This window comes from Cupriavidus sp. FW305-26, assembly GCF_058787975.1.
Map to the genome: position 1 here is coordinate 21,689 of NZ_JBYTAH010000051.1, position 25,130 is coordinate 46,818.

General features: G+C 61.6%; 16 protein-coding genes and 5 pseudogenes. 16 read left to right on the top strand and 5 right to left on the bottom strand.

The window, feature by feature from the left end:
- Nucleotides 1–4 precede the first annotated feature (4 nt).
- Nucleotides 5–1,324: an IS1182 family transposase gene (locus AC3WQZ_RS24460; protein WP_454749095.1), complete on the top strand. Its 1,320-nt coding sequence runs from the start codon at nt 5–7 to the stop codon at nt 1,322–1,324.
- 738 nt (nt 1,325–2,062) lie between these two features.
- On the opposite strand, the pseudogene AC3WQZ_RS24465 reads toward AC3WQZ_RS24460, so the two are convergent.
- Nucleotides 2,063–2,915: pseudogene (locus AC3WQZ_RS24465) on the bottom strand (transposase); the annotation flags it as partial.
- A gap of 79 nt (nt 2,916–2,994) precedes the next feature.
- Between AC3WQZ_RS24465 and AC3WQZ_RS24470 the strand changes: the two are divergent.
- A pseudogene (locus tag AC3WQZ_RS24470) lies at nt 2,995–3,594 on the top strand (transposase); the annotation flags it as partial.
- Nucleotides 3,595–4,946: 1,352 nt separating this feature from the next.
- Here AC3WQZ_RS24470 and AC3WQZ_RS24475 read toward each other — a convergent pair.
- Nucleotides 4,947–5,204: pseudogene (locus AC3WQZ_RS24475) on the bottom strand (transposase); the annotation flags it as partial.
- A 196-nt stretch (nt 5,205–5,400) separates the two neighbouring features.
- On the opposite strand from AC3WQZ_RS24475, the gene AC3WQZ_RS24480 reads away from it, so the two are divergent.
- From AC3WQZ_RS24480 to AC3WQZ_RS24495, 4 genes are all read left to right on the top strand, one after another.
- Nucleotides 5,401–5,742, top strand: coding sequence for a P-II family nitrogen regulator (locus AC3WQZ_RS24480; protein WP_454749096.1), 342 nt, complete (start codon nt 5,401–5,403; stop codon nt 5,740–5,742).
- A gap of 325 nt (nt 5,743–6,067) precedes the next feature.
- Nucleotides 6,068–7,375, top strand: a complete 1,308-nt coding sequence (locus AC3WQZ_RS24485) for a YncE family protein (RefSeq protein WP_454749097.1) — start codon at nt 6,068–6,070, stop codon at nt 7,373–7,375.
- A 231-nt stretch (nt 7,376–7,606) separates the two neighbouring features.
- The gene (locus tag AC3WQZ_RS24490; protein WP_454749098.1) at nt 7,607–7,846 is read left to right on the top strand and encodes a hypothetical protein; all 240 of its coding nucleotides are present in this window, start codon (nt 7,607–7,609) and stop codon (nt 7,844–7,846) included.
- 237 nt (nt 7,847–8,083) lie between these two features.
- Nucleotides 8,084–11,251 (top strand): transglycosylase domain-containing protein, encoded by a 3,168-nt coding sequence (locus AC3WQZ_RS24495; protein WP_454749099.1) that lies wholly within the window; start codon nt 8,084–8,086, stop codon nt 11,249–11,251.
- Between the two features lie 537 nt (nt 11,252–11,788).
- Here AC3WQZ_RS24495 and AC3WQZ_RS24500 read toward each other — a convergent pair.
- On the bottom strand, nt 11,789–12,604 hold the full coding sequence (locus AC3WQZ_RS24500) for a hypothetical protein (RefSeq protein ID WP_454749100.1): 816 nt from the start codon (nt 12,602–12,604) through the stop codon (nt 11,789–11,791).
- 169 nt (nt 12,605–12,773) lie between these two features.
- Here AC3WQZ_RS24500 and AC3WQZ_RS24505 point away from each other — a divergent pair, with 169 nt between their 5' ends.
- From AC3WQZ_RS24505 to AC3WQZ_RS24520, 4 genes and pseudogenes are all read left to right on the top strand, one after another.
- Entirely contained in the window at nt 12,774–13,115 is a 342-nt protein-coding gene (locus tag AC3WQZ_RS24505) for a hypothetical protein (protein WP_454749101.1), read from the top strand.
- 470 nt (nt 13,116–13,585) lie between these two features.
- Nucleotides 13,586–13,786: pseudogene (locus tag AC3WQZ_RS24510) on the top strand (DDE-type integrase/transposase/recombinase); the annotation flags it as partial.
- A 306-nt stretch (nt 13,787–14,092) separates the two neighbouring features.
- Complete coding sequence (petA, locus tag AC3WQZ_RS24515) at nt 14,093–14,698, top strand: ubiquinol-cytochrome c reductase iron-sulfur subunit (protein ID WP_454749102.1); 606 nt, start codon at nt 14,093–14,095, stop codon at nt 14,696–14,698.
- Between the two features lie 732 nt (nt 14,699–15,430).
- A pseudogene (locus AC3WQZ_RS24520) lies at nt 15,431–16,695 on the top strand (IS256 family transposase).
- A 394-nt stretch (nt 16,696–17,089) separates the two neighbouring features.
- Here the strand turns inward: AC3WQZ_RS24520 and AC3WQZ_RS24525 are convergent.
- Nucleotides 17,090–17,335, bottom strand: coding sequence for a four-helix bundle copper-binding protein (locus AC3WQZ_RS24525; RefSeq protein WP_492301424.1), 246 nt, complete (start codon nt 17,333–17,335; stop codon nt 17,090–17,092).
- A 322-nt stretch (nt 17,336–17,657) separates the two neighbouring features.
- Between AC3WQZ_RS24525 and AC3WQZ_RS24530 the strand changes: the two genes are divergently transcribed.
- The 3 genes from AC3WQZ_RS24530 (at nt 17,658) to copK (ending at nt 21,594) form a co-directional block, all read left to right on the top strand.
- Nucleotides 17,658–19,529, top strand: a complete 1,872-nt coding sequence (locus AC3WQZ_RS24530; protein ID WP_492301416.1) for a copper resistance system multicopper oxidase — start codon at nt 17,658–17,660, stop codon at nt 19,527–19,529.
- A gap of 5 nt (nt 19,530–19,534) precedes the next feature.
- Complete coding sequence (locus tag AC3WQZ_RS24535) at nt 19,535–20,509, top strand: copper resistance protein B (RefSeq protein WP_454751251.1); 975 nt, start codon at nt 19,535–19,537, stop codon at nt 20,507–20,509.
- Between the two features lie 800 nt (nt 20,510–21,309).
- A complete protein-coding gene (gene copK, locus AC3WQZ_RS24540; protein WP_454751252.1) occupies nt 21,310–21,594 on the top strand; it encodes a periplasmic Cu(I)/Cu(II)-binding protein CopK in 285 nt (94 codons plus the stop codon).
- 110 nt (nt 21,595–21,704) lie between these two features.
- On the opposite strand, the gene AC3WQZ_RS24545 is transcribed toward copK, so the two are convergent.
- Entirely contained in the window at nt 21,705–22,109 is a 405-nt protein-coding gene (locus tag AC3WQZ_RS24545) for a hypothetical protein (protein ID WP_454751253.1), read from the bottom strand.
- Between the two features lie 331 nt (nt 22,110–22,440).
- On the opposite strand from AC3WQZ_RS24545, the gene AC3WQZ_RS24550 reads away from it, so the two are divergent.
- The 3 genes from AC3WQZ_RS24550 to AC3WQZ_RS24560 all read left to right on the top strand — a co-directional run bounded on the left by AC3WQZ_RS24550 (nt 22,441) and on the right by AC3WQZ_RS24560 (nt 25,064).
- Nucleotides 22,441–22,854, top strand: coding sequence for a CzcE family metal-binding protein (locus AC3WQZ_RS24550; RefSeq protein WP_454751254.1), 414 nt, complete (start codon nt 22,441–22,443; stop codon nt 22,852–22,854).
- 416 nt (nt 22,855–23,270) lie between these two features.
- Nucleotides 23,271–23,555 carry a CzcE family metal-binding protein gene (locus AC3WQZ_RS24555; protein WP_454751285.1) on the top strand — a complete coding sequence of 95 codons (285 nt, stop codon included), beginning with the start codon at nt 23,271–23,273 and terminating at the stop codon, nt 23,553–23,555.
- Nucleotides 23,556–24,005: 450 nt separating this feature from the next.
- Entirely contained in the window at nt 24,006–25,064 is a 1,059-nt protein-coding gene (locus tag AC3WQZ_RS24560) for a porin (protein ID WP_454751255.1), read from the top strand.
- The last annotated feature ends 66 nt before the right edge of the window (nt 25,065–25,130 follow it).

Consider the following 25,130-nt stretch of genomic DNA (forward strand, 5'->3'; position numbering starts at 1 on the left):
GGGCATGGCTGCCAGTTACCTTCCTTATCAACCCGACCAATCCTATCTGCTGCCCCCTTCTCTGGAAGAGTGGCTACCTGAAGGGCATCTCGCCTACTTCATCAGCGAGACCGTCGATGCGCTGGACTTGTCCGCATTCCACGGCCGGTATGCCGGCGGCGGCCCGCGCAATCAGCCCTTTCATCCGGCGATGATGGTCAAGGTGCTGATCTATGGCTACGCGACCGGTGTGTTCTCCTCGCGCAAGCTGGCGAGGAAACTGCACGAGGATGTCGCTTTTCGTGTGCTGGCCGCCGGAAACTTCCCAGCCCACCGCACGCTGAGTGACTTCCGTGCTCTGCACCTGATCGAGCTTGAGAATTTGTTTGTGCAGGTGGTGCAACTGGCGCGCGAATGCGGGCTGGTGAAGCTGGGTACGATTGCGGTGGACGGCACGAAAGTGAAAGCCAACGCCAGCCGCCATAAGGCAATGAGCTACAAGCGCATGAAGCAGGCCGAGGACGAATTGAAGTCCGAGATCAAGGCGCTGCTGGATCGCGCCAAGGCCACCGACGAGCAGGAGCGCAACGAGCCGGAACTGGACATTCCTGCCGAGATCTCTCGCCGTGAGAAGCGCCTGGAGGCAATTCAGGCGGCAAAGGCGCGCCTGGAAGCGCGTCAGCGCGAAGAGGATCTGGCGCGGGGGCGCAGCGAGAACGATGGCCGCCGGCCTCGCCATCCGGATGGCTCGGACAAGGGCGGTGGATCGTACAAGCGCGAGTTCGGTATGCCGGATGATCGTGATCAGGAGAGCTTCACTGATCCGGACAGCCGGATCATGAAACACGCCAGCGGCGGCTTCGAACAGAGCTACAACGGGTACACGGCGGTGGATGCCGCGCACCAGTTCATAGTGGCGGCGGAGCTGACCAACTGCGCCGCGGACAGCCAGGCGCTACCGGGAATGCTGGCGGCGGTAAAGTCCAACACCGGCGAAATGCCGGCACAGACCTTGGCCGATGCGGGATTCCGTAGCGAGGCAGTCCTGGCGAAGGTCGCCGATCACCACGGCGAGGTCATCGTTGCCCTGGGTCGAGAGGGGCGTGAGGATGCCAAGGTCAATGCCCAGACCCATCCGCACACGGCGGCGATGGCGGTGAAGTTGAAAACGGAACAGGGCGAGGCGGCCTACCGCCGACGCAAGGCGATCGTCGAAGCCCCGAATGGCTGGATCAAGGCCGTGATGGGATTCCGCCAGTTCAGCATGAGGGGCATCGACAAGGTGAAGGCGGAGTGGAAACTCGTCTGCATGGCGCTGAATCTGAGGCGAATGGCGTATCTGTGAGGACGAAGCTGAATGGGGTGACTCAAGAGGACCCCAGTCGTCATAACACGCTGCGCGCCGCAAGATTGGCATCCTTGGCGCCGACGCCTTGCCAATTGCGGAGAGCGCCGCCGCCATCGTCAGCGCTCTACAAAAAACCGGTCACACGGCTCTGCCGCGCAGCCTCCTAGCCGCTCATACTACGCGATCAGCGTGGGGCCTCTTGAATGGGGAGACCAGCGGGAGACGAAGCTCCCTGTTGACAGGGTTGCGCATTGGCGGATGATGGCTTTGAATCTGATCCGTGTCTTATCAGCCTGTGACGCGGGTTCGCGGCAAGCGCAATAGAAAGGCTTGGGGCATTGCCTTTCTCGATATCCGTAGGGAGGCCTTGCCTATCGACTGAGTTCCCTGCATACGCGGGCGGGGGACTCGGATGCCCCGGAGGTTCATGCCAACCCTCCGGGTAGTCTGCCGACCAAATGGGACCCGGAAAAGTCACCGCAATCGCCGCACAGACCAAAAATTTTCTCATGCATACCTCGTATTACGGCGTGCGTACACGTGACACCTTGGCGGCGGACGCTTCCAGTACTTGGTGCTGACAAGCACGGCAAGACTTGCTTGTTGCAGTATGGAGGGACGTCATTGCCCGGGGATTGCCGGAACATTACGGGCTCGCAATCTGGGCGCGATGTGCACGAAGAACTGGCACGATATCCAACTTCTCCCGAGAAACACAACTGAAGGCGGCTGGGTTCAAGTGGCCACCGGCACCGGATTGAGCTGGAAGCCCAAGGCTGTGGCGCGGCGCTTGAGGGCGGCGATGCTGCGCTGGCGCTGCTGCTCTTCATAGAATTGCTGGCCTTGGTCGACGAAGGCCTCGCCGCGCGTCAGCATGAAGTACACCATGCGCGCGAGTTTGTGGGCGACCGCGGTGTTGGCCGGTGTTGGCCCGGGGCTTGTCCATGCGGGCACACAGGCGGCGGTAGAACGCGTCCAGCGCCGAGTCGTTGCGCGACAGGCTCATCGCGGCCAGCTTGAGCGCTTGGCGTACCCGGTTGGTGGAACGCTTGGTGCGCGCGCTGAGTACCTTGCCGCCGCTGATCTTGGTGCCGGGACACAGGCCCAGCCACGAGCAGAAGTGCTTGACGTTGGCAAAGCGGCTGAGGTCGGTGCCGATCTCTGAGAGGATCGTCATCACCGAGGTGACCGCCAGGCCATTAATGCGCGTGAGGTCCACGCCAGCCCAGCGCGCCAGCGCGGTGCGGGCATCGAACTCCGGGGTGTTCTTGCCGCGCCGCTTGCCCGGCCCGCCGAGTTCGAGCTCGTGACGGCCCAGCGGCACCAGCAACGCCTCGATCTTGGCGTCGCACTCGAGGATGCGCTGGGCCAGACTGTCGAACATCGCTAGCGCCTGCCCAAGCACGAACAGTTGCTCCTCGCGCCAGTTGCCGGTCAGTGCGCGCTGGATGTCGGCCACGCTGGCCCTAACGCGACGATTGCGGTGCTGCGCCAGGACCGCGGGGTCACGCTCGCCCGCGACAATCGCCCGCACGATGGCCTGCCCGGTCATGCCCATCACGTCGGTCAGGACTTCGCTGAGCTGGAGATACTATGAAGGGCCGCGGAGGCAAGCCCCTGGAGTAAAACGAAGATTCGCAGTCTCGTTTCTCGAAAGGAGCACGCAAATGAACACGGCTGACACAGCCCTTCAGGGGCAGAATACGACGATCACCGGCTGGCTGTACATGGCTTTCGAACTGGGCGACAAGAGCTGGAAGCTGTCGCTGGGCGACGGCGTGCGTGGACCGAGCCGGCATACGCTACTTGCTGGTGACCTGAATGCAGTCCTGCAAGTGATCACCAAGGCCAAAGCTCGCTGCGGCCTGGCGCCGCTAGCCCCGGTGCGCAGTTGCTACGAGGCCGGCCGCGATGGCTTCTGGCTGCATCGCTGGTTAACGGAACAAGGCATCGCTAACCTGGTCGTGGATTCGGCCAGCATTGAAGTCAACCGCCGCGCCCGACGCGCCAAGACCGACCGTGTCGACGGCGACAAGATGCTCTCGATGTTGATGCGTTACCACGCCGGCGAGCGGCGCCTGTGGGCAGTCGCGCGAGTCCCGACACCACAGCAGGAAGATGAGCGGCGTTTGCACCGCGAGCTCGGGCGGCTCAGGCTCGAACGCACGTCCCACACCAACCGGATTCGTTCGCTGCTGGTATTGCACAACCTGCGGGTCGCCCATATCGGGGACCGATCCTGGAAACACTGGTACAACCCACATCGGCTGCACAGTTTTGAGACGCTGCCAGTCGGCGTCATGCATCCGTCGCTACACCGGGCTTACACTGCCCCATCACAAGGAGACCGCCCATCGACCTAACATTCCAATAGCAGATCTGTCCGATAAAACGGGGTAACCCCAGCTCACTCCACGGCGTGCATGCCGCGAGCGCGCACCATTGGGCGGTCGGTCATCGCGGCGCTACCGTTCACCGGTATAGCTCATCTCAGTTTCTCTGCCCACGCCGGGCCCGGCACGGGACTGGAATGCTCCTAACGTCCTCGTACCATGGCCGCCCGTCCCCAACCTGGTGTTGGGCAGTGGGTGTCCTCGGGCCCGTGGTGATGCTCGACTCGGCGCAGGTGGGCAGGCAGTGGCTGGCGACGGGGCTTGCGCTTGGACTTGGTCTTGTCTTCGGCAGAGGGCTAACCCTTAATCTGCTGCAACTGCACTTGCAGACTGGCCTCGTCTCTTCTCGATCTTGACGTCCTTGAGCTTGACCTCGTTCCTGCAGCTGGATGTGCGCGAGAATCTGCTGCGCCAGCCAAGACGTCCTCTGGCGCGAGGCGCTGAAGGTCTTGGTCTTGTCGTTGGCGCAGGTTCAGGATAGGGCCTTCGTGCCAGCCACCGGGCAACACCGCCATCCGGATTTATGCTGTCAGCGCGCCGGGCTCATCGTCATAACCGTGTAATGGCGCGCAGGTCCTCCAGGCGCTGCCAGGGTAGGCCGACTACAAGGGCGTCGAACTGCGCCTGAGTCAGTTGCGCGCCCCGTGGCGCGTAGCAGATATTCGTTCGCAAAGGAGCCGCGATGCGCCCGGCATTGCAAATGCGGCGTGAGCGGCGCTCGCGTCGCAATGATGTATGGCGAATCAGGGATTACCGCAGAGCTGACCGGTAACCAAGCGACTCGGAGACTGTGTCACCGGCGCGTGTGCGTTTCACTTGGCCGAACACGGACCACGTCGCCAACATGGGGATCTGCACGCCTTCCTAGACTAGGTGCCATCTGGCCAGAACCGGCCGCGAGATTTTTAGCACGAGGCCGAGCAACGACTTGATGGCGGCGGACGTCTGAGATCGTGCCGTGGTTCAAGAAATAACCGGGCAGCGCGAGTGATATGATGAAATAGATGCACCGATGCGACCGTGAGCAGAGAATGCCTCAGAAAAACACCAGGCGCCATGGTAGCAATGACACTGGACGCAGACGGCAAGGCCTTCACTTCGTCTGGCATCGGCATCGATCGTTTCGGGGCTGGTATGAAATCGGTGGGGCGCAAACGAAGCTTGTTTCGTGCCACTTTGCCGTGATGCCTGTGCTGAGGCCGTGGTGGCACTCCACTGCCTTGCAGCAGCAGGCGCTGCAAGTCGGCGACCTGCTTCAAAGCCTCATGCAGTCCCGACGCCGGCACAATCGCCTCGCCGGCACTGATCGCCGAACGGCTCCCATCTTGGTACAGCTTGCACCAGGCCAAAGTGCAGATTGGGGCTCATGCCAGGCTGGCGGGCCACCGTCGACACTGTCTTGCCAGGTTCCAGCCCTCGCACATCCAGCTTCTCTTCTGCGGACCCACCGGCGCCGGCGCTCCCGGTCCCGTCAAAACTTGCACTAATTCCTGCTCTTCTGTTGTTCACAAAAATCCGGTAAGTGGCATCGCCGCTGTCCCTCTGACCGGAGACCTTCGGAGCCACCGGCCGGCAGTTATCCGGCGCCTCTTCGTGGACAAACTACCTGCTGTGAACGAAAATTACCATATGGATCGACTTCGATTGAGATCGAAAGAGAGATAGTTGATAGGGGCCGCTATGAAACAAGTAATTGTAGTTCTGCCACCACATCGCCTGGAGAGCGTCGAAGCCGCCTTACACGAAGTTGACCATTTGCCTGGTTTTACATTGTTTCATGCACGAGGGCATCCGCGAGGGACCGGCCAGCACCATGCTTTCACTGGCTCCGAATGGAACCCCGACGCCCACGATCAGGTGGTTCTATTGATATTTTGCGCAGATGAGCACCTAGAGGGAATAGTGGGTACCATACGTGCCGCTGCTTACACTGGCAACCGTCATGATGGCTTGATTGCGATTTCCGATTTAGAGGACATTCTCCGAATTCGAACGGGTGAGCGCGGCGACGCTGCTGTCTAGTTGTCCATCGGACACGTCCGACCCCGTAGGATGAAACGGGCTGGCGGCCCGTGCACGGCATCTGGGACAGAATAAGATGGTAGTTGGTCTCGGTAACGAGGGCGGCTTGTGCTTGGTGCCCCGAGCCCGTCTAGTAGTTGGACCCGCAGCCCTGCGAGCACCCCGAATTGTGACCACAAGTGGCGACACCCCGGACCACGTCTAAAAGATTTCGACGAGGGCTGCTGCCGATGCCATTCAACGGCGGCCAACATTCCGACAGTCGCACTGACCGGGAGTTTTTCGCGTTGAGCGATCATTTTCTTCCCAGAATGTGAGATTGAGCATGCCCAAGAATCCCGTGGTCGCGACTTTGGTAGCGGTGGTCGCCGTAGCGGCATCTGCTTGGTCGGTGGTCAAGCCGGCCTTCGCGAGCCCGGCAAAAGCACCGCTGCCAGCCGAAGCGCCTATGCAAAAAGGACCAATGGCGACGGTGGCCGACATGCCGGCTGTGCCTGATTCGAGCAATCTATACAGCGAGGCGGGGGTTAGCCGCATGAGCCCAGCGGTAACTGAGGCCTTGGAGCGGGTGTACGTGCCCAACCACACGTCCAATACGGTGTCGGTGATCGATCCGGCCACGCTTGAGGTAATCGATACCATCAACGTTGGCGTCAACCCACAGCATGTGGTGCCCGCATGGGACTTGCGCACGCTGTGGGTAACCAACAACGCCGAAGGCCGCCGCGATGGTAGTCTGACGCCGATCGATCCCAACACTGGCAAACCAGGTAAATCGATCCGGGTGGAAGATCCCTACAATCTATATTGGTCGCCAGATGGGCAATCGGCCATCGTGGTGGCCGAGGCGTACAAGCGTCTAGACTTTCGTGAACCGCGCAGCATGAAGTTGCAATATTCGATACTCACGCCGAAGTGCGGCGGCATCAATCACGGTGATTTCTCCATTGACGGCAGGTTCGCGCTGTTCACCTGCGAATTCGATGGGGCAGTCATCAAGATCGACCTAGTGAATCGGAGCTTAGCGGGCATCCTCAAGCTGAGCAAATACTTTGATCGACCGGACGTCCTGTTCGCGACATCGCGCAAGAGAAAGGCTAGGATACTTGACCCGGGTCAGCTTGGCGGCGAAGACCGCGCCGCCAAGGCCATGCCGCAAGACGTGCGGGTATCGCCAGACGGCAAGGTATTTTTCGTGGCGGATATGATGGCCGATGGTGTCCATGTGGTGGATGGCGAATCGTTCAAGCAGGTTGGCTTTATTGCCACTGGCATCGGCGCGCATGGTCTGTATCCCAGTCGCGACGCCAGAAGCCTGTACGTGACCAACCGTGGCACAAACAAGGTCCACGGCACGCCGGGCGGCAAAGGCAGCATATCAGTGATTGATTTCGCCACCCGCACCGTCACCAAAACCTGGCCTATTCTGGGGGGCGGCAGCCCTGACATGGGCAACGTCAGCGCCGACGGTAAATACTTGTGGCTATCCGGCCGGTTCGACGATGTGGTGTACCGCATTGACACAGCCACGGGCAGCGTCGACAAGATCAAGGTCGGCTGCGAACCGCACGGGCTGACGGTGTGGCCGCAGCCTGGTCGATACTCGCTGGGGCATACGGGGAATTTGCGCTAGACCGGAGGATTTTTAGCGCAGTGGTCGGCGCCGTCCGATGGGCGCAGGCACGGCGTGAAATCTTGCATCCGCTTCGCTACAAATTCTTTGAGTAAGCCGCTTTGCCAAACCGTAGGTTGAAAGCCAGCAAGGCAGTCTTGACCCGGACTCGGTGGCCTTCGCGGCCTTTGCCGCCAGACGCTGGCAAGGTTTGACGAGCGGTCTATTGCCGATGATGCGAAACACGACGACATGCTGGGCCGCGATGAGGCGAAGAATGGCATTCCCAATATCTACAAACACTTCGGCCAGATCGATAGGTCCAGGCATGGCGCCGCCAGCAAGGTGGATATCGGCGCTTGCCGAGGGGAAGGAAGCAGGCAGCGCCAAACGTACGCAGGCAGGGACGACTTTCGCCTGTCCAAACACCGTATCTTGATGCACAGCTACAACGATACCGGCTATCCGTTCGGCGCCCCCGGTGCGGGCTGAATGCGCCGTAAACGCCCTGCGCAGCCTGCCGGTCGCGGGCCGCACTTGTGGAAAATGGGTTTCACGCCCCGATGATGCCCGGCGACAGTTGCGCGCGCGGCTACACACTTGCAGCATGCCAACTCCGATCCTAGTAATATTAGAGCAAGTGGTGCGCGCGAAGGCGCGCACCACTTGCGCTTGGGGCCAGCATGCCCACCGTGTTGGCGGGCGCCGGTACAATGGGATGGCCGAAACGTGTCACGACGTGGCTGGATTTTCGCTGGCTTGGCGGTCGCCCTCTGCGGGGGCGGGTATTTTGTTTATGGTCTAGTCGCCAGCGAAGTGCGCAATTCGCAATGGCAGGCGCGCCTACTAGGCCAGTTGAACAAGCAACTTACCTTCGAGGTGCTGCCCGGCGCGAGCGACAGCATCCGTTTCCCGCATTCCGGCCCCTACGACGCGCGGCTGGGCTACGGGCGGCTGCCGCTGTTCGCCGAGCGGCTGACGCAGCGCGGCTACGTGCCCGTAGAGCAGGCGCGCATGTCGCCCGAGATGGTTCGCCTGATGGACCAGGGCATCATTCCTCCGTACCGCGAAAAAAACCAGGCCGGCTTGGCGCTGCGCGACTGCAATGGCCTGACGCTGGTGTTCGAACGCTATCCGCAGCGGCAGTATGCAGACTTCGCCGCGGTGCCGCCGGTGCTGGTCGGTGCGCTGCTGTTCGTCGAGAACCAGGGGCTGCTCAATCCCGAGTACCCGAGCATGAACCCAGCGCTGGACTGGAAGCGACTGTCTCGCGCGGTGATCGACCAGGCGATCCGGCTGGCCGACAAGTCCCACGAATCCCCTGGAGGCAGCACGCTTGCCACCCAGATCGAGAAATACCGGCATTCGCCGCAGGGCCGCACGCAGTCGATTTCCGAGAAGCTCCGGCAGATGGCTTCGGCTTCGCTGCGCGCCTATATGGACGGACCGGACACGCAGCGCGCCCGCGAACGCATCGTGGTCGACTACCTCAACACGGTGCCGCTGTCGGCGCGCGCGGGCTTTGGCGAGATCAACGGCATCGGTGACGCGCTGTGGGTCTGGTACGGCGAGGATTTCGGCGAGTTCAACCGGCTGATGAAACAGATGGATCCGCGCGCGCCGAGCGATCATGAGGCGCAGGCCTTCAAGCGGGCGCTATCGCTGATCATCTCGCAGCGCCGGCCGTCCTACCACCTGCGCCGCGACGACACCAACCTGGACGCGCTGACCGGCAGCTACCTGCGCCTGCTGGCGGCCAACCGCATCATCACGCCGGAGCTGCGCGATACCGCGCTGCGGCAACCGCTGGGCAAGGCCGCTCCGCCGGCTAGGCCAGAGCAGGAGCCCTTCGTCACGCGCAAGGCCGTCAACCGCGTTCGCGCGGACATTGGCCGGCTTATTGGTGTCGACAGCCGCTACGACATGGACCGCCTGGACCTGACCACGGACAGCACCATCAACCGTGAGGCGCAGCGCATTGCCACCGATACGCTGATGCGCATGCGCGATAAGGACGACGCCCGCAGGATGGGCCTGTACGGGCACAATATGCTGCGCGACCAGGATGATCCATCAAGGCTGACGGCCAGCTTCACGCTGTTCGAGCGCGTGGGCAATGCCAGCGTGGTGCGGGTGCAGGCCGACAACGTGGACCAGCCTTTCGACATCAACAGCGGCGCCCGGCTCAACCTGGGTTCCACGGCCAAGCTGCGCACGCTGGTGACCTACCTGGAGATCATCACCGAACTCCATGACCGCTATGCCGCCATGAGCCGCGCGGAGCTGGCCGGAGTGAGGCTGGCGACGCAGGACGCGCTTAGCCGCTGGGCGGTCGATTACCTGGGCAAGGCGCGTTCGCCGGAGGATCGCGAATTGACGCCTATGCTGGAGGCGGCGATGGAGCGCAAGTACTCCGGCAGCACGGGCGAAGGCTTCTTCACTGGCGGCGGCCGGCAAAGTTTCTCCAACTTCGAGCGCTGGGAAGGCGAGCGCATCATGACCGTGCGCGCGGGCTTCCAGCATTCGGTCAACCTGGTCTTCATCCGCCTGATGCGCGACATCGTGCGCTATGAGATGTTCCACGCCAGGCCGGACATGAGCGATATTTTTGAAGATCGGAGTTCGCCCGAACGCCTTGCCTACCTGGAGCGCTTTGCCGACCAGGAGGGTAGCGCCTATATGACGGGCTTTTACCAGCACTACCGCGGCAAAAATTCGGAGCAGCGCCTGGCCACGCTGCTGGGCCGCGTGCGCATGACCACTCCGCACCTGAATGCGGTGCGCTTGTCGGTGACGCTGCTGAGCGCGCGCCCGGGCCTGGACGAGGACAGCTACATCCGCATCATGCGCGCACGCCTGGGCGACAAGCAGCTGGCCGGCGAAGACTTGCCAGCGCTCTACCGCAAATACGGCAAGGACAAGTTCAACCTGAACGACCGGGGCTACCTGTCGCGCATCCACCCGCTGGAGCTGTGGATGGTGGAATACCTGGGCAAGCATCCGGACGCCACGCTGTCGCAGATCCTGCGCGACAGCACGGCCGAGCGCCAGACGGTATACCGGTGGCTGTTCCGCTCGCACAGCAAGTATGGCCAGGACAACCGCATCCGCACCCTGCTGGAGCAGGAGGCATTCCAGGGCATTGCGCGGCGCTGGCGGCGGCTGGGCTATCCGTTCGATTCGCTGACGCCTTCGTACGCCACCGCCATCGGCGCGTCGGGCGACCGTCCCGCGGCGCTGGCGGAACTGGCCGGCATCATCCTCAACGACGGCGTCGCCACGCAGACGGTCACCGTGCGCAGCCTGGAGTTTGCCGCCAACACCCCCTATGCGACGCGCTTTCTCCTGCAGCCGGGGCCGGGCAAGCGGCTGCTGGCGCCGGAAGTGACGGCGGTGGTGCGGCGCTCGATGCTGGATGTGGTGGAGCGGGGCACGGCCAAATCGATCCTGGGCGCCTTTGCCGTGCCGGGCAAGAACGGGGCGCCGCTGCCGGTGGCCGGCAAGACCGGTACCGGTGACCAGCGCTTCCAGGTGTATGCGCCGGGCGGGCGGCTGATTTCGTCACGCTCGGTCACTCGTTCGGCGACCTTTGTCTTTACACTTGGCGAGCGTTATTTTGGCACCGTCACCCTCAGCGTGAGGGAGCCCTATGCTGCCAGGTACAGCTTTACCAGCGCGCTGGCGGTACGCCTGCTGCGCTACATGGCGCCGCAGGTGGCCGCCATGGCCACGCCGGGCAGCCAGCAGGCGCTGCTGCGCTGCCGCGACCGGTCGCAGGAAATCCGGCTGCCGCGGGCAACCGTGGCGGCGCCGCCGCCGGACGCTGCCGGCGTGACAGAAGGCGCCGACGTTGATGTGGTGAAGGTCGATCAGCCTTTGCCGCGCACCATGCCGTAGATCACCAGCTGCACGATCGCGCCGAGTAACGAGGCGATCTAAATCTATCCTGCAGGCTGCCCCGGCTGGTACCAGCCGACCGCGCGACCGCCGACCAGGCGCAGCAGCGGACCACCGGCGACCTGGCCGCGGCACAGCGTCGGGCCGAGGCCGAAGCGGCGCTCGCGCGCCAGCTGGCCGGCGGAATTGCGCGTGGCGCCGCGCGAGCGGACGGGCGCTCGGCGGAAGGCCGGTGGCCAAGGGCCGACCGCGAATGATGAACAGGGCGTGCCTGCGGCCCCCTTATAACTCTCTCCTGACGGCAAGACGGCAACGAAAATTAAGTATCGGCTGACGATGGCCGTTGCTGGCAGCCGGGTGTTTCGTGCGTACGCCGCAACGCCGAAGGGCTGACCTGAGAGGGGGCCGGCGAACGATCCCGTCCACATAGTGCCGGCCGCTTTGCCGTCGCGCCCACTGCTCTTGGCACCGATCGACGCCGCGCGCCGTGCCGCTCACCACCTTGCGGTACCCCCTGCCAGCTGGCGCGGCTCTCCCTCATAGGACCATCCGTTGCCGGCTCTCGAGGGGTAAGCTGGATGGAAATTGGGGAAGTGGGCGGTGTGCTTCACGCAAAGGCTTGCCACGGCTGGGACCTTCGTAAGCTTTTGACTTTATCTCCACGGCTGGCGGCCGGAGACATCGCTCGGCTCTGAACTGATGAACCGCCTGGCCCTGTGATGAAGCCGTTGTTGACGAAGGCGCAGAGGGCCAAAAACTGAGTGCTACAATGCCCATTACAAGCCCCCCAAAGAATAGGCGTAGTGAGTCCCTGCAATTGCTTACTGCCTTCTCTTGAAATTCTCTGGCGATACGCCGGCGCTCGTCTCGTTCGCCCCGCGACCGCTCCCCTGTAGACGCCCAGATGTGAACATCCGTAAAGACGTCCTGGCTGCAATAACGTTGAAACGATGCCCTGGCAGCGGTTAAAGCGCCGCAGGCAAAAATAAATAGGGGGAAAATCATGGCCCCAAAATTGGGTAGGGGGCTTCGGCTCAAGATGCTACCCAGAAAAGCCAGAAATGCGACTGCAGCACCGCCGTTTAATAAAATGGCTACGTTGATGGCTGTTTGGCCTGCCTCAATCGCTGCCTTGTAACTTTCCCCAGGGTCTGGGGCTGTGGCCGACAAGATAAGTTTATTTCGGTTTTTTTCCCGATGCTCCGCCTCATCTGGCCACGGTAGATTCGTCACTAAAGGCTCCTCTTCTGCTAGGAACGCCCGGAGGGCAGCGGGAGATATTATCGTGTGGCCGTTATCGGCTACTCGTTTCAAAGCCGCCTTCAAGTCCTCGATAATGTCTTCCTTGTTCATTTTTTCTTCTCCCTCCGGCCGCAGTTTGAGTTACGGTCCGCTGAAAAATGTTGCAGTAGTTATACGAAGCCCTGGGGCTGATGAATACTTTAATTCTCCGTATCTTGGCATGACTATATGAACGACTCCCGTTTGCGCAGGGATTTCGTGTGCTCTGGCGGACAATAGGTTGCAGCTCTATATCCGTACATGGACTCCCGCCTCAACCTTGCTCAACCAACGACAACTGCCGTTCTGTATGCACGTCGATGGCAGCGGCTTCACTGCCGTGCAGCACTTCGTCCGCTCCGGCCGCGACGAGGTCATCGTCACACTCCCTGCGCCAGCCCGCAACGATGCGCGCGACTACGCATGCCTGGCTTCCCTGCAGACCGTGCGCCTGATCCGGCAGGTCTCGCCAGCGGGTAAGGTGCGCGTACTGATTACCAATTTGCTCGACACCCAGCGCTATCCCGCTGCCGCGTTCCGCGAGCTTTATCACCAGCGCTGGCGCATCGGTGTGTCCAGCTAAGGACATTATCCAGTCGGTGAAAGTCCGACCGAGGCAAAAGACTCAAGCCTCGTAGCTTGGGAGGCGTCATGGCGCGAAAGCAAGATGACGGAGGCCTCCGACAGTATGCTCAGAAAGGAGTATATGCAACGCACCAGGTTGCAACGTGCAGTGAATGCAGATGTAGCCTCGTCACACGAAAACCCGGTGGCTGAGACGGTCGATAACGCGCGAAAGCAGCAAGAGTTGTCCGAAACGAGTCCGATGCGGCAGCTCTCACCGGCGGGGTATCAGCGGTGACATGGTGTGAAGGATAGCGTGGAAACTGGAGAAGCCCTCGGCACCCGGCGGAGAAAGCCCGTCAAGGAGATGCCCGCTATAATCGCGAGTGGGAAATGCGGGCATAGGTGCCAGGGTGACGGATCGGGTCGTAGTACTATCGATGGGCGTGCAGCAAAACGCGCCCCGGAGGGAAGGGCCCGGACCGGTGGCGCATCGTGGGCTGGCGGGTGAGCAGTTCGATGCGAACAGACTTCGTGCTCGATGCCCTGGACGATGCTCTCGTCTGCCATTCGGACCGCGGCTCGCAGTACGTCAGCATTCGCTACACTGAACGCTTGGCCGAGGCCGGCATTGAGCCCTCGGTGGGCAGCAAGGGCGACTCCTACGACAACGCCCTTGGCCGAGACGTGCGTGACGGTGACATTACGAATTTGTCATCCGAGCTAGAGGCGTCGCTGACAAGCGCTAGGCGAGCGAAGCGTTCCTTCATTACAGGACTATAATGTAATGAAGGGGATTTCCTCCTGTCAGGACGGTTCAATTACACTTGCGGCCTGAGTTAATTTCGTGGGCCGGCATTCCCGGCAACTTATCAGCCCTTCTATAAGAAGCAGGAATAGCCGACGCATCGAAGAAGTATAGCAACCCATTCAGCACGGACCGTAAGCAGGGAGTGGCCTATCCGGTGAAGCGGATTCTGGATTGAATTAACTGCGATGAGCAATCCAACGGCAGGCCCACAGAACGCACGCCAGCGCAGGAGGCTGCTGCTGGCCACCGGCACGGTGGGCGGGGTAGGACTCGTCGGCACCATGCTGCCGTTCGTGGCGAGCATGGCGCCAAGCGAGGCAGCCAGATCGAGAGGTGCGCCTGTCGAGGTGAACCTCGATTCCGTGGAGCCAGGGTCTCTGGTCACCGTCGCCTGGCGCGGTAAGCCAGTTTGGATTTTGCATCGGACCCCCGACATGCTAGATCGTCTGGGCAAGCACGATAGCCTGTTGAGCGATCCCTTGTCCAAGAAGGACCAGCAGCCCGCCCATGCACGCAATGCAACCCGCTCGCTCCGCCCGGACTTCTTTGTGGCAATTGGCATCTGTACGCATCTTGGCTGCGTACCGACCTATCGCCCAGACGTCGGCGCGGCGGATTTGGGAGGCCGCTGGCCTGGTGGCTTCTTCTGCCCCTGCCATGGTTCCAAGTTCGATCTGGCGGGACGCGTATTCCGGAACGTTCCAGCGCCGCTCAATCTGGAGATCCCACCGTACGAGTACCAGGGCGAAACCAAACTGGTGGTCGGCAAAGACCGAAATGGACCCGCATGAGTGATTCTTCAAGGAAGCACGCACCCGATTGCCGGTTGCCATGAAGGGGGTCGACCGCGATCCGACCAGGTCTTGCCTGTCTTCGGATCCATTACTTCGGTGGTGTCGAGTCGTGCCTGCCGGGCGACCACGACGCCTGGGAACGAGGTCTTCCGCTGACAGTCCATATTCCGCCATGAGGTCTTGAATTTTCGCGATGACGCTTGCCACCTCCGACGCACGCGCTGCCTGGAGTTGCGCTTCCAGGGTTTTCTGTTGGGCAATCAGTTCTCTATAGTTCGCCATACGCACCCGAATGATTCAGCAAGGCGTTTATCTGCCCTATGGCATTTGCGGATAAGCTGACTGCCCGCCTGCGTCTGTGGGCTTCCATTGGACTTGAATCCAGTGCCTTGGACTGTAGCCGCTCGCGCGCAATGCGACAATCCAGAAAAGCCCTTCGACCCTGCGAAGGGGCGTCCATCCCATTAACGCCCTGCGAAGGGCTTCTTGTTTCTAGCGCCATCACGGGGGGCTGCCTAACAATCGCTTTGGTCTCGCCGTCGGCTTCGAAAACGGTTTCCAAAACGCCGCCGGGTACCCGGTAGCGGCACGAACTCGTCGCGCGACCCACGAGCTAAAGTCGAAACTGGTGTACGGACGGGGAATTTGAGGCGCGGAGTAGAGGGCGGTGGAGCTTTCCGCTGAGAATCTGATTGTCGAGATCGGAAACCAGCACAAGAAGGGCCCACCATGAGCAAGGATAAAGGGAAAGAAGCAGTCGGTCTATCGGAAATCGGGCTTGGGCTCGAGGAGCTGATCAGGCGCGGGGCCCGGCGGGTCATCCAGGAGGCGATTGAAGTGGAGCTGGCAGAGCTGCTTGAGCAGTTCAGTAACGTCAAGACGTTGAGCGGGCAGCGCGCCGTGGTTCGCAATGGCTACCTCCCGGAGCGCGAGGTGCTGACGGGCGCTGGACCGATTGCCGTGAAGGTGCCCAAGGTGCGCGACCGGTCCGGTTCCGGCGTAAAGTTCAACTCGGCGATCGTGCCGCCGTATGTGAGGAAGTCGCCGCGGGTGAGTGCGGCGCTGCCCTGGCTGTACCTGAAGGGAGTCTCGACAGGCGACATGAGCGAGGCGCTGTCGGTGCTGCTGGGCGAGGATGCCAAAGGGCTATCGGCCAACGTGGTGAGCCGATTGAAGGCGCAGTGGTCAGACGAGCATGCGAGCTGGAATCAGCGCGATCTGTCGGCGGCGCGCTATGTGTATTGGTGGGTGGACGGCATCCACACGGGTCTGCGCAGCGAGGGCTCGGACGGGCAATGCCTGCTGGTGATCATCGGTGTCACGCCCGACGGCAGGAAGGAGCGCGTGGCGATCGGTGACGGCTATCGGGAATCGAAGGCATCGTGGGCAGAAGTACTGCTGGACCTGAAATCCCGCGGTCTGCAGGCTGGCCCGCTGGCGGCGGTCGGCGATGGCGCCATGGGATTCTGGGCTGCCCTGGAGGAGGTGTTCCCGGCCACGCGTACCCAGCGTTGCTGGTTCCACAAAATGGGCAATGTCCTGAACGCCTTGCCAAAATCCCAGCATGGCCGCGCCAAGGCAGATCTGCAGGCGATTTGGATGGCAGCCACCAGGGCAGATGCCTATGCCGCCTTCGATCGCTTTGTGACGATCTACGGCGCCAAGTACCCAAGGCGGCCGGCGTGCTCACCAAAGATCGAGACAGCCTGCTGACGTTCTACGACTTCCCGGCCGAGCACTGGCAGCACATCCGCACGACGAACGCGATTGAGTCGACCTTCGCGACCGTGCGTCACCGCACGACGCGCACGCGCAATTGCGTGTCACGAGCAACCTTCCTTGGCCTGGCCTTCAAGCTGATCGAGGAAGCCGAGAAAACATGGCGCCGCATCAATGGCGCCGAACACATCGAACTGCTCTTGAAGGGCGTTCCCTTCAAGGACGGAACTCCGGCGCATGACAATCCGCAGGTTCAGCAGAAACTCGCCGCCTGACGACCGGCCACGATCACCCCCCGTACACCACAATTGACTTTATCTCGCGACCCACCGGTCGGACATGGAAGTAGCCGCCACAGCCAGTATCGAGCAGAGTGCGGCATGCAGCACCAGTCGATGGGCCCCGCCACCAACGCCACGCTATGGGTGTTGCCGATGACGGCATAGTCGGCAATGGGCGGGGATCGCTGAACACACCGTCTCCTTGACGCACCGCGATGGAAGCGGGACTTCCTGACTCTCGGGGCATCGCTTGCACTCTATTATTAGCGCGGGAAAGAACTACAACGTGCTATGCCTGCCGTTACACGGCTCGACCTGCCGGTATGCCATTGCCGTACGGCCGAGCAGCGCCGGCCGTTGGGGATCGAGCCGTCTCGTGCGCCTCGGCCTAAGCCATGGCGCGACAGGCCTGCGCGCACTCGCGACAGGTGCGTGCGCAGTCCTGGCAATGCTGCGCCTCGTGCTTGGCGCACTGCGCCCCGCACTCTTCACAGACCTTCGCACAAAGCGCGCACACCTCGCGCACGTACTGGCTGTCGCGGGCAATCGTGGCGACCGCGTACGCACAAGTCTCGGCGCAGTCCAGATCCAGCGCGATGCAGCGCTTCATTGCCTCGACGTTTGGCTCACGCAGGCAGGACGCCGCGCAGTGATGACACGCGACCGCGCAGGCGTTACATGCGCGTTAATACAAGATACATAGTTTTCGTGTGGCATGGCAAAGCTCCTTAGTGAATTCAGGGCGCGCTTGGGACGCCACCCAAGCGGGAGCAATTCGCGCGCCAGAGGATTCAAACGGCGGCATGGGCGCCCACACCTTACGGGAGCATTACGCGACGATGACGCAATGATTGCCAGCCCTGTTTTGTACATCATTGATGGCGTCAAAGAAGCTTTTGCTTAGACGTGGCGCACACTATGCTAAGGGGACGCTTGACCATGCGTGAGGAGGCAACGTGTTCGAACGCTTTAGCCATGCCGTTTCCCCCGTTTCACTGAGCCGCCGCCGGCTGCTGGGAAGCCTAATGGCGGGTAGCGGCCTGGCAAGCGTCGGTGCCTATCCACGAGCCGTTTGGGCCCTGAAGAATCAGGACCATCCGGTGGTGCTGACGGGCACGGCGTTCGACCTAGTCATCGGCGCGACGCCAATGTCGTTCACTGGCCGTAGCCGGCCAACCACCAGCGTGAATGGCTCCATCCCCGCGCCGATCCTGCGCTGGCAGCAAGGCACCGAGGTCATGCTGCGCGTGACTAACCTTCTCGATACCCAAACGTCGATTCACTGGCATGGCATTCTGCTGCCGTTCCAAATGGACGGCGTGCCGGGGATCTCCTTTCCCGGCATCGGCCCCGGCGAGACGTTCGTGTATCGCTTTCAGGTCCGGCAGGCCGGCACCTATTGGTACCACGCGCATACCCGCTTCCAGGGGCAGACCGGCTTGTACGGACCGCTCGTCATCGAGCCGATGCATCCGGACCCAATCAAGGTCGATCGCGACTATGTCGTGATGCTCAGCGAATGGACGGATGAGAATCCAGAGATGGTGTTCGCGCATTTAAAGAAGATGAGCGACTTCTATAATTTTCAGATGCCGACGGTGGGCGATTTCGCGCGCGACGTGTCCCAGATCGGACTGTCCCAGGCACTGGCCAAACGCGCCATGTGGAACCAGATGCGGATGAATCCCACCGATCTGGCCGACATCTCGGCAGCCACCTATACCTACCTGGTCAATGGCACCACGCCGGATGCGAACTGGACTGCCGTGGCCAAGGCGGGCGAGCGCGTGCGGCTACGTCTTATTAACGGGTCGGCGACAACGACCTTCGATGTGCGCATCCCAGGTATCAAGCTGACCGTGGTGTCGGCCGATGGGCAGGATGTCGAACCGGTACAGGTTGAGGAGATCCGCATCGCCGTGGCGGAGACCTACGACGTGGTGGTGCAGATGCCAGACGACAAGGCCTACACGATCTTTGCGCAATCGATGGACCGCAGCGGCTACGCCCGCGCGACGCTTGCACCTGAGCCAGGCATGCGCGCGCAGGTCCCCAGGCTGGATCCGAAGACCTGGTTGACCATGGCGGACATGGGCATGGGCGACGTGGGCATGGATGGCATGGAGATGGGCCACAAGCACACGGGGCACATGGGCATGCCGGGCATGGATATGGACGCCATGTCGGGCATGCAAGGGATGCAGCCCATGGTGCCTAGGTCTGGCATGGCCGGGATGGATCATAGTAAGCCCGCCGCCATGCCTGGCATGCAGAAGGCGAGCAGCGAGATGGGGCACAGCATGGGTGGGATGGGCGGCATGAACATGAGTGACATGGGGCCGCAAGTCGACATGCGTTCCATGAATCCCTCGGGTGCATTGTCGGATCCGGGACCGAGACTGCGCAACAACGGCAGGCGGGCGCTGACCTACGCCGACCTGAAGACACTCGGCCCCGTAATCGACAAGCGCCCACCAGGCCGCGAACTGGAGCTCCGACTGACCGGCAACATGCACCGCTTCATTTGGGGCATCGATGGCAAGAAATTCTCTCAGGCCGAGCCGATCCGGCTTTACTACGGCGAGCGCCTACGCATCACGCTGGTTAATGACACCATGATGAACCATCCCATGCACCTGCATGGGATGTTCAGTGAGCTGGAAAACGACGAGGGTATGGCGCTCGTCAGAAAGCACACCATCAACGTTCAGCCGTCCAAGAAGGTCAGTTTTCTGGTCACCGCCGATGCGCCCGGGCAATGGGCCTTTCACTGCCACTTGCTCTATCACATGGAAGCCGGCATGTTCCGCAAAGTCGTCGTCGCCTAACCAAGATGAGCACGCTGCCAGAGCCCCGGAAGCTTCACGCGCTGAACTGGCGCTGGTTCCTGCTGGGCGGCGTCGCGCTGTTGGCCGGCGCTGGGCTCAACAGCGCGCAGGCCCAGCCGATGGCGCCACACATGGGGCCGGGTGTGGGGCCGATGCCAGGCATGGCGCATGGTGAGCCGATGGCACCGCCGGCGAGCCCTCAAGAGCGGCCGTCGGGGCAGCCTGGCAGCCCGGCGGCCGCGCCCTCTCCTTCTGCCGGCGCGAACACGATCATCCAGGTAGACGAACCGCCCGTGCCGATGGTAGATCCGGACAAGGGCATACCGATGCCGGGCGACACCATGGCCGATGACGACATTTTCTATCAGGTTCTGTTCGATCGGCTGGAATATGTCAAGGCACCTGGCGCATCGGGTCTTGCCTGGGACATGCTCGCCTGGGTCGGCAGCGATCTCAACCGGCTCTGGGTCAAGTCGGAGGGGTCGCGCCTCTACGGCAAGACCGAGCAAGCCAGAGCCGAGGCCTTGTGGGGGCATGCCTTTGCGACCTTCTGGGACTGGCAGCTGGGTGTGCGGCAAGACTTTGGCAATGGCCCGGCGCGGACGTGGGGAGCCTTTGGCGTACAAGGCCTCGCACCATACTGGTTCGACATAGAAGCCACGGCTTACGTGGGCGTCTCCGGACGCGCTGCGGCCCGGTTGCGCGCGACCTACGATATCCGTTTCACGCAACGCCTGCTTCTGACGCCGGACTTCGAAGCGAACGCCTACAGCAAGAGGGACGAGGCGCGCGGCATTGGTAGCGGCCCGTCGGACCTGAAGATCGGATTGCGCCTGCGCTATGAAATCCGACGGCAGTTCGCCCCCTACATCGGCGTGGTTTGGGGTAAGAAGTTGGGCAATACCGCAGACCTGGCGCGAGCTGCCGGTGAGCGGACCACCGACAAGCAAATCGTCGCCGGCGTGCGCATCTGGTTCTGAGCTCAGCGGAAAAACGCCCGGAGCAGTCCCTTAATGGGCAACTCAATCCTCGTTCGGTCACACGGCGTCGTCGCTTGAAGGGGACTGTGGTCCGGCGCTGCAGGTAGTCGCGGCTTCGACGCCACGGCCACCCATTGGGCCAGCGCTGGGCGTGGATGACGGTAAGCTTTCCGGGGGATTACATTTCGTATCAACCCTCGAGCGCGGCGGGCAAGGCTTCCAATATCGCTTATGCTGCATGTGGCGGACTGTGACGCCGCGCTGCCGCTATCCACACGGCCATTTTCCGACAGCAGGAGGCACAGGCCGGTCAACTCGTCCAGGAATGAAGAATGACTGTCGGAAGGTTCCTCGTCCTGCTCAGCGGCGTGACGTTGGGGATGATGCCCGGTCCAATCCTGGCCATCCGTCTTGCCTGGGAGCCTATGAGCGATATTGGGAATGACTTGCGCCTAGGGTGCCAGGAGGAGCGAGGCTCTGTTCCGATCGAAGCGCACTCCTGCGGCAACCAAAGCTTCATATCCACGCCGCCTCATGCCGAGCAGGCCGACAGGAAGGCGTTGCGGTATGCGCTTGCCGTGAACCCAAGACACCGGTTGTTCAAGCATCGCGGCAGCGCTTCAGGAAACTCGCAGCCAACGCAGTCATCGCGAGATCAGGGACGCTCGAAACGTGACTGCGAGCAGGCGCGCCCTGCTTCACCGCCTCAGCGATGAGACTCTGTCTCTGTCACCCTCGCACCTAGCCAGTCCGGGGGGGGCGTGCTGTATGTTGTGTTATGGAACCAAGGAGGCCTTGAGATGAAAAGCAAACTTGCTGTTGCCACACTGATTGGCGCACTATCGTTTACCGCTTCCGCGGTGGACCAGAGTAACGTCGTCAAAACCTATGAGCTCAAGGACGGCTCAAAGGTCCATGTCTTCAAAGATGGGAAGATGGGCATGGAGAACAAGTTCGGCAAGGCCGTGAACATGCCCCAAGGCAAAGTCATGGAAACCAAGGACGGCAACAAGATCCTCATGAAGGGAAACGAGGTGTTCCGCCTTGACGATGCCCTGATCAAGGGGCACCGCGAAGGCGGCTAGGAGGTAGACGCCGGCCCGAATGGCCACAGCGGAAGCGATCGTGCGCGGGAACCGACCGCTTCGGCGCCTCGGCTGGCGGTTCGTGGCACCGTCGATATCCCCTCATTGCCTTATTTGCCCTCCGCGTACACGGACACGCGCAACGGCCTGGATGCCTGCAGAATCAAGGCATGGCGGCCATGTCCCGCAATCCGAAACGAAACAGGTTGGGTGCCGGGCATCGGCTGTCCGGCGTCATCCTGGGAAATGACAATGGTTACGCCGGCCGGTTCCTCGCCGGCATTCCGCAAGACGAGGACACAGCCTTCCCCCGTGACAAGCTGTCGCCTCCACGTCGAATTGGCCTGACCCGCGACATCGATGACCCACTGTGCCGGTCGGGACTCCACCCCTGACACGGGATTGGGCAAGAAGGCGGAAGGCCCGCGATCGAGATCGAGGATTGGCACGTGTGCCGACGCCGAAGCACTCGCGAAGGCAAGCAATGCCGCGAAACCTGCTCGGATGAGGATCAATTTCGGTCTCCCTTGGGCGAAGCCAGCGCCGGTGTGCTAAACATGTGGAGACGTCTCCAAACGGTCCATACCGATATCAGACGAAATCGCTTAGCAGAGCTTGGCGGGCGGCGTCCATTGTTCCCTGCGACAAAGCAGGGAATTTAAGACTTTGAGCCTGACAGTCCCATTACCAAAAGATTACAAGCTTTCGTTGCCTCCGGCACCCAAAGCTTGCGCTTGACGCCGTGCGGATTGAAAACGTAATGTCTTGGTCATCATATCGTTGGCATTGGCCCATTAAACTGAATTCAGGCAAAAACTAGCTTTGTTGCCATGCACGGGGCCAATCATGAGCATGAAGAAAACAATCATTACCGCACTCGTACTTTCATTCCTTGGCGGCTCGTCGGCGTGGGGTGCCGACAAGTCGCTAGGTGACGGAGGCGATAACTGGCTCGAGCATGTACGCGAGCAAGAGCCAGCCACTATGATCCCCGTAAACCAGACGCCCGCACTTTTCGGGAGTCCAGCGCCCGTCGAGTCAGCCTCTCGGCGCGTGACGTTGACACCAGAGATAAGAACGTTGCGAGTCGCGTCTGGTGAAACAGTCGCCTTCCGCGCTGGCAATCAGACTGTCGGCTGGACGTTCCTGGAGGCTATCGGAGGAACGTCTGTCGACATGAGCTTCAGCTTGCCGAGCCTACCGGAAGCGAAAGGTATCCCCGTCATTATTGAGCCGAGTACGCTATTTGGCGGCGGCTAGTCGCCCAATCGCCGGAAGGCCATCTATCAAGGCGAGCCGCAGTCTATCTCCATCGGAGAATTTGCAAATATGCCGCGTCGGTCAAGCTAGCAAAGGGTCACGACATCGGCGGCTCAACTACAACAGGATCGCTGTGGTACCGGCGACAACCTGATCGGCATTTCTGGGTACAAGATGCGCACTCGGCATGGCACATGTCGAGCCTGCCGCAAGTTTGATCGTCGCCTCATGATGCCGCACGCCTCCTCTTCAAGAAGACCAAGTAAGGCCGGCATGTCCAATCCACGGCACTTCGGTCCAGATGAGTACAATTCTGCCCGACATGAGCGGCCCGTTGCGTCGGCGTCATCGGCGCGCACGCCGAGGCGAGACCCAGTAAGGAGAATGAAAGCGCGCGAAGAAGCGTTGCCTTGGTCATGACTCTATTCGGAAGCCCAGCGCCGGTCCCGACGGCGACCAGGACGATTACGCTAGCTTCGGGTATGAAATATGTGAACGTGAACTCGGGCGAAACTGTGGCATTCAAAGCCGGGGCACAGACCGTGGCCTGGACATTCCTTGAGTCAATACCGGAAGCTCAGGGAATCCGGGTCTATGTTAAGCGGAGCGAGTTCCCCTTACCGGCGGTTAGTCGAGTCAGCATCAGGTACGGTCTTTTTTCGGTAGTGACTCCGACTCCCTGGAGTTCCACGCACGGCTAGCGGCGGAGGGAGTTTCCCTGACAGATTCGTCATGTCCGCGTCATTCATTGAAGTCCACCGCCAATTGGCCGCTCGCCGAAGGGCGCGTGGCCTGGGGTGTGTGAATGGCTCAATCGCGTTCGCGGCCGTCGTCGACGCGAATCCAGCCGCCTCTGGCCGACCATGATGCAGCAGCCTTTCGGCAACCATCCCTGAGAGAACGACCCTGCTTACCATCAGACCCGTCAAGAGCAGACGACAGCGCGAGCGAGCTGAGGCGCTATCGGGCGCCGCGACGCTGCCGCCGTCGCCCGAAGGGCGTGGTGTGACCTTGCGGCGGCGCTCAAGTTTCGTGGGCAGCCTCAATGTAACTTCCTCGCAATGTTGCGGTAATCTTCGTCTCCCTAGACTTCAATTTCTGTTGCATTCCAAAAAACGTGTCGAATTGGAGACGCCATGAGAAGAACAGGAATGACCGCCGCTGGCATGCTGCTGGGGTCGCTGTCGCTTGGCACTTATGCTCAGTCAAGTGTCACGCTGTACGGCGTGGCCGATGCCGGGATCGAATACTTGTCGAACGCGCCGTCATCAAGCGGCGGTAGCAACCTGGTGCGCATGTCCGCCGGCAGCATGTCGACCTCGCGCTGGGGCCTGCGGGGAACCGAGGATCTGGGTGGCGGCCTTAAGGCCGTGTTCGAGCTCGAGAGCGGCTTCTCGCTCGATACCGCCCAATTGAGCAGCGCCGAACGCTTGTTTGACCGCGGCGCCCTGGTGGGGCTGTCCAGCCCGTACGGTCAGCTGACCTTGGGGCGTCAGACAACGGTGCTCTACGATACGGCCATCCAGTTTGATCCAATGGGGTTCGCGCCGCGCTACTCGCTCTACAAGAGCGATGACACCATTGCCGGGCGCGCGGACAATTCCATCAAATACAAGGGCAATTTTGGCGGCCTGACCGCCATGGCGCTCTACAGCTTCGGGCGTACCAACGGCGGCGAAGTCCCCGGCGAGCCAAAGGTGGACAGGGAGATGAGCGCGGGCCTGATGTATGCGTTCGGGCCGTTTTCCGTGGGCGCTCTTTACGACGAATACCGGGGCCCAACGGTGGCCTCGCAAGGGCTGAAGGACCGGCGTGCGCTCGTGGCCGTGAGTTATGGGATCGGTCCGGCGAAGCTGTACGCCGGTTACCGTTGGTTCAACGGCAATATCTCGGCCTCCGCCACCGACACGCGCTCCAACCTGTATTGGGCGGGCCTACGCTATCAGCTGACCTCGGCCTTGTCCCTCACTGGCGTAGCGTACTACACGGATGTGCGTGGCTCCGGGGCAGATCCGCTGATGTTTGTGGCATCCACCGATTACGCCTTCTCCAAGCGCACCGACGTGTACTTCAATGTCGGTTACGTGCGCAACAAGGGAGGCTCGCAGCTCGGGCTGAACGGCTTCAACGCCAGCAGTGGCGCGCCCGTCAATGTGGCGCCGGGCGACAATCAGACCGGCGTGGTGCTGGGCGTGCGGCATAAGTTCTAAGTCCAAGCCATCGACGGCCAAACGGTTGAAAGGTCCTTTTACCGAAGGACCAGTAGCCACGGCGTT

What these genes read in the sequence shown, in the direction of transcription:
- AC3WQZ_RS24480 (WP_454749096.1), top strand. Translation starts at nt 5,401, where the DNA reads ATGAAACAAGTAATTGTAGTTCTGCCACCACATCGCCTGGAGAGCGTC.
- AC3WQZ_RS24535 (WP_454751251.1), top strand. Translation starts at nt 19,535, where the DNA reads ATGAGCACGCTGCCAGAGCCCCGGAAGCTTCACGCGCTGAACTGGCGC.
- AC3WQZ_RS24485 (WP_454749097.1), top strand. Translation starts at nt 6,068, where the DNA reads ATGCCCAAGAATCCCGTGGTCGCGACTTTGGTAGCGGTGGTCGCCGTA.
- AC3WQZ_RS24560 (WP_454751255.1), top strand. Translation starts at nt 24,006, where the DNA reads ATGACCGCCGCTGGCATGCTGCTGGGGTCGCTGTCGCTTGGCACTTAT.
- AC3WQZ_RS24490 (WP_454749098.1), top strand. Translation starts at nt 7,607, where the DNA reads ATGCTGGGCCGCGATGAGGCGAAGAATGGCATTCCCAATATCTACAAA.
- AC3WQZ_RS24460 (WP_454749095.1), top strand. Translation starts at nt 5, where the DNA reads ATGGCTGCCAGTTACCTTCCTTATCAACCCGACCAATCCTATCTGCTG.
- AC3WQZ_RS24550 (WP_454751254.1), top strand. Translation starts at nt 22,441, where the DNA reads ATGAGCATGAAGAAAACAATCATTACCGCACTCGTACTTTCATTCCTT.
- AC3WQZ_RS24500 (WP_454749100.1), bottom strand. Translation starts at nt 12,604, where the DNA reads ATGAACAAGGAAGACATTATCGAGGACTTGAAGGCGGCTTTGAAACGA.
- copK (WP_454751252.1), top strand. Translation starts at nt 21,310, where the DNA reads ATGAAAAGCAAACTTGCTGTTGCCACACTGATTGGCGCACTATCGTTT.
- petA (WP_454749102.1), top strand. Translation starts at nt 14,093, where the DNA reads ATGAGCAATCCAACGGCAGGCCCACAGAACGCACGCCAGCGCAGGAGG.
- AC3WQZ_RS24555 (WP_454751285.1), top strand. Translation starts at nt 23,271, where the DNA reads ATGACTCTATTCGGAAGCCCAGCGCCGGTCCCGACGGCGACCAGGACG.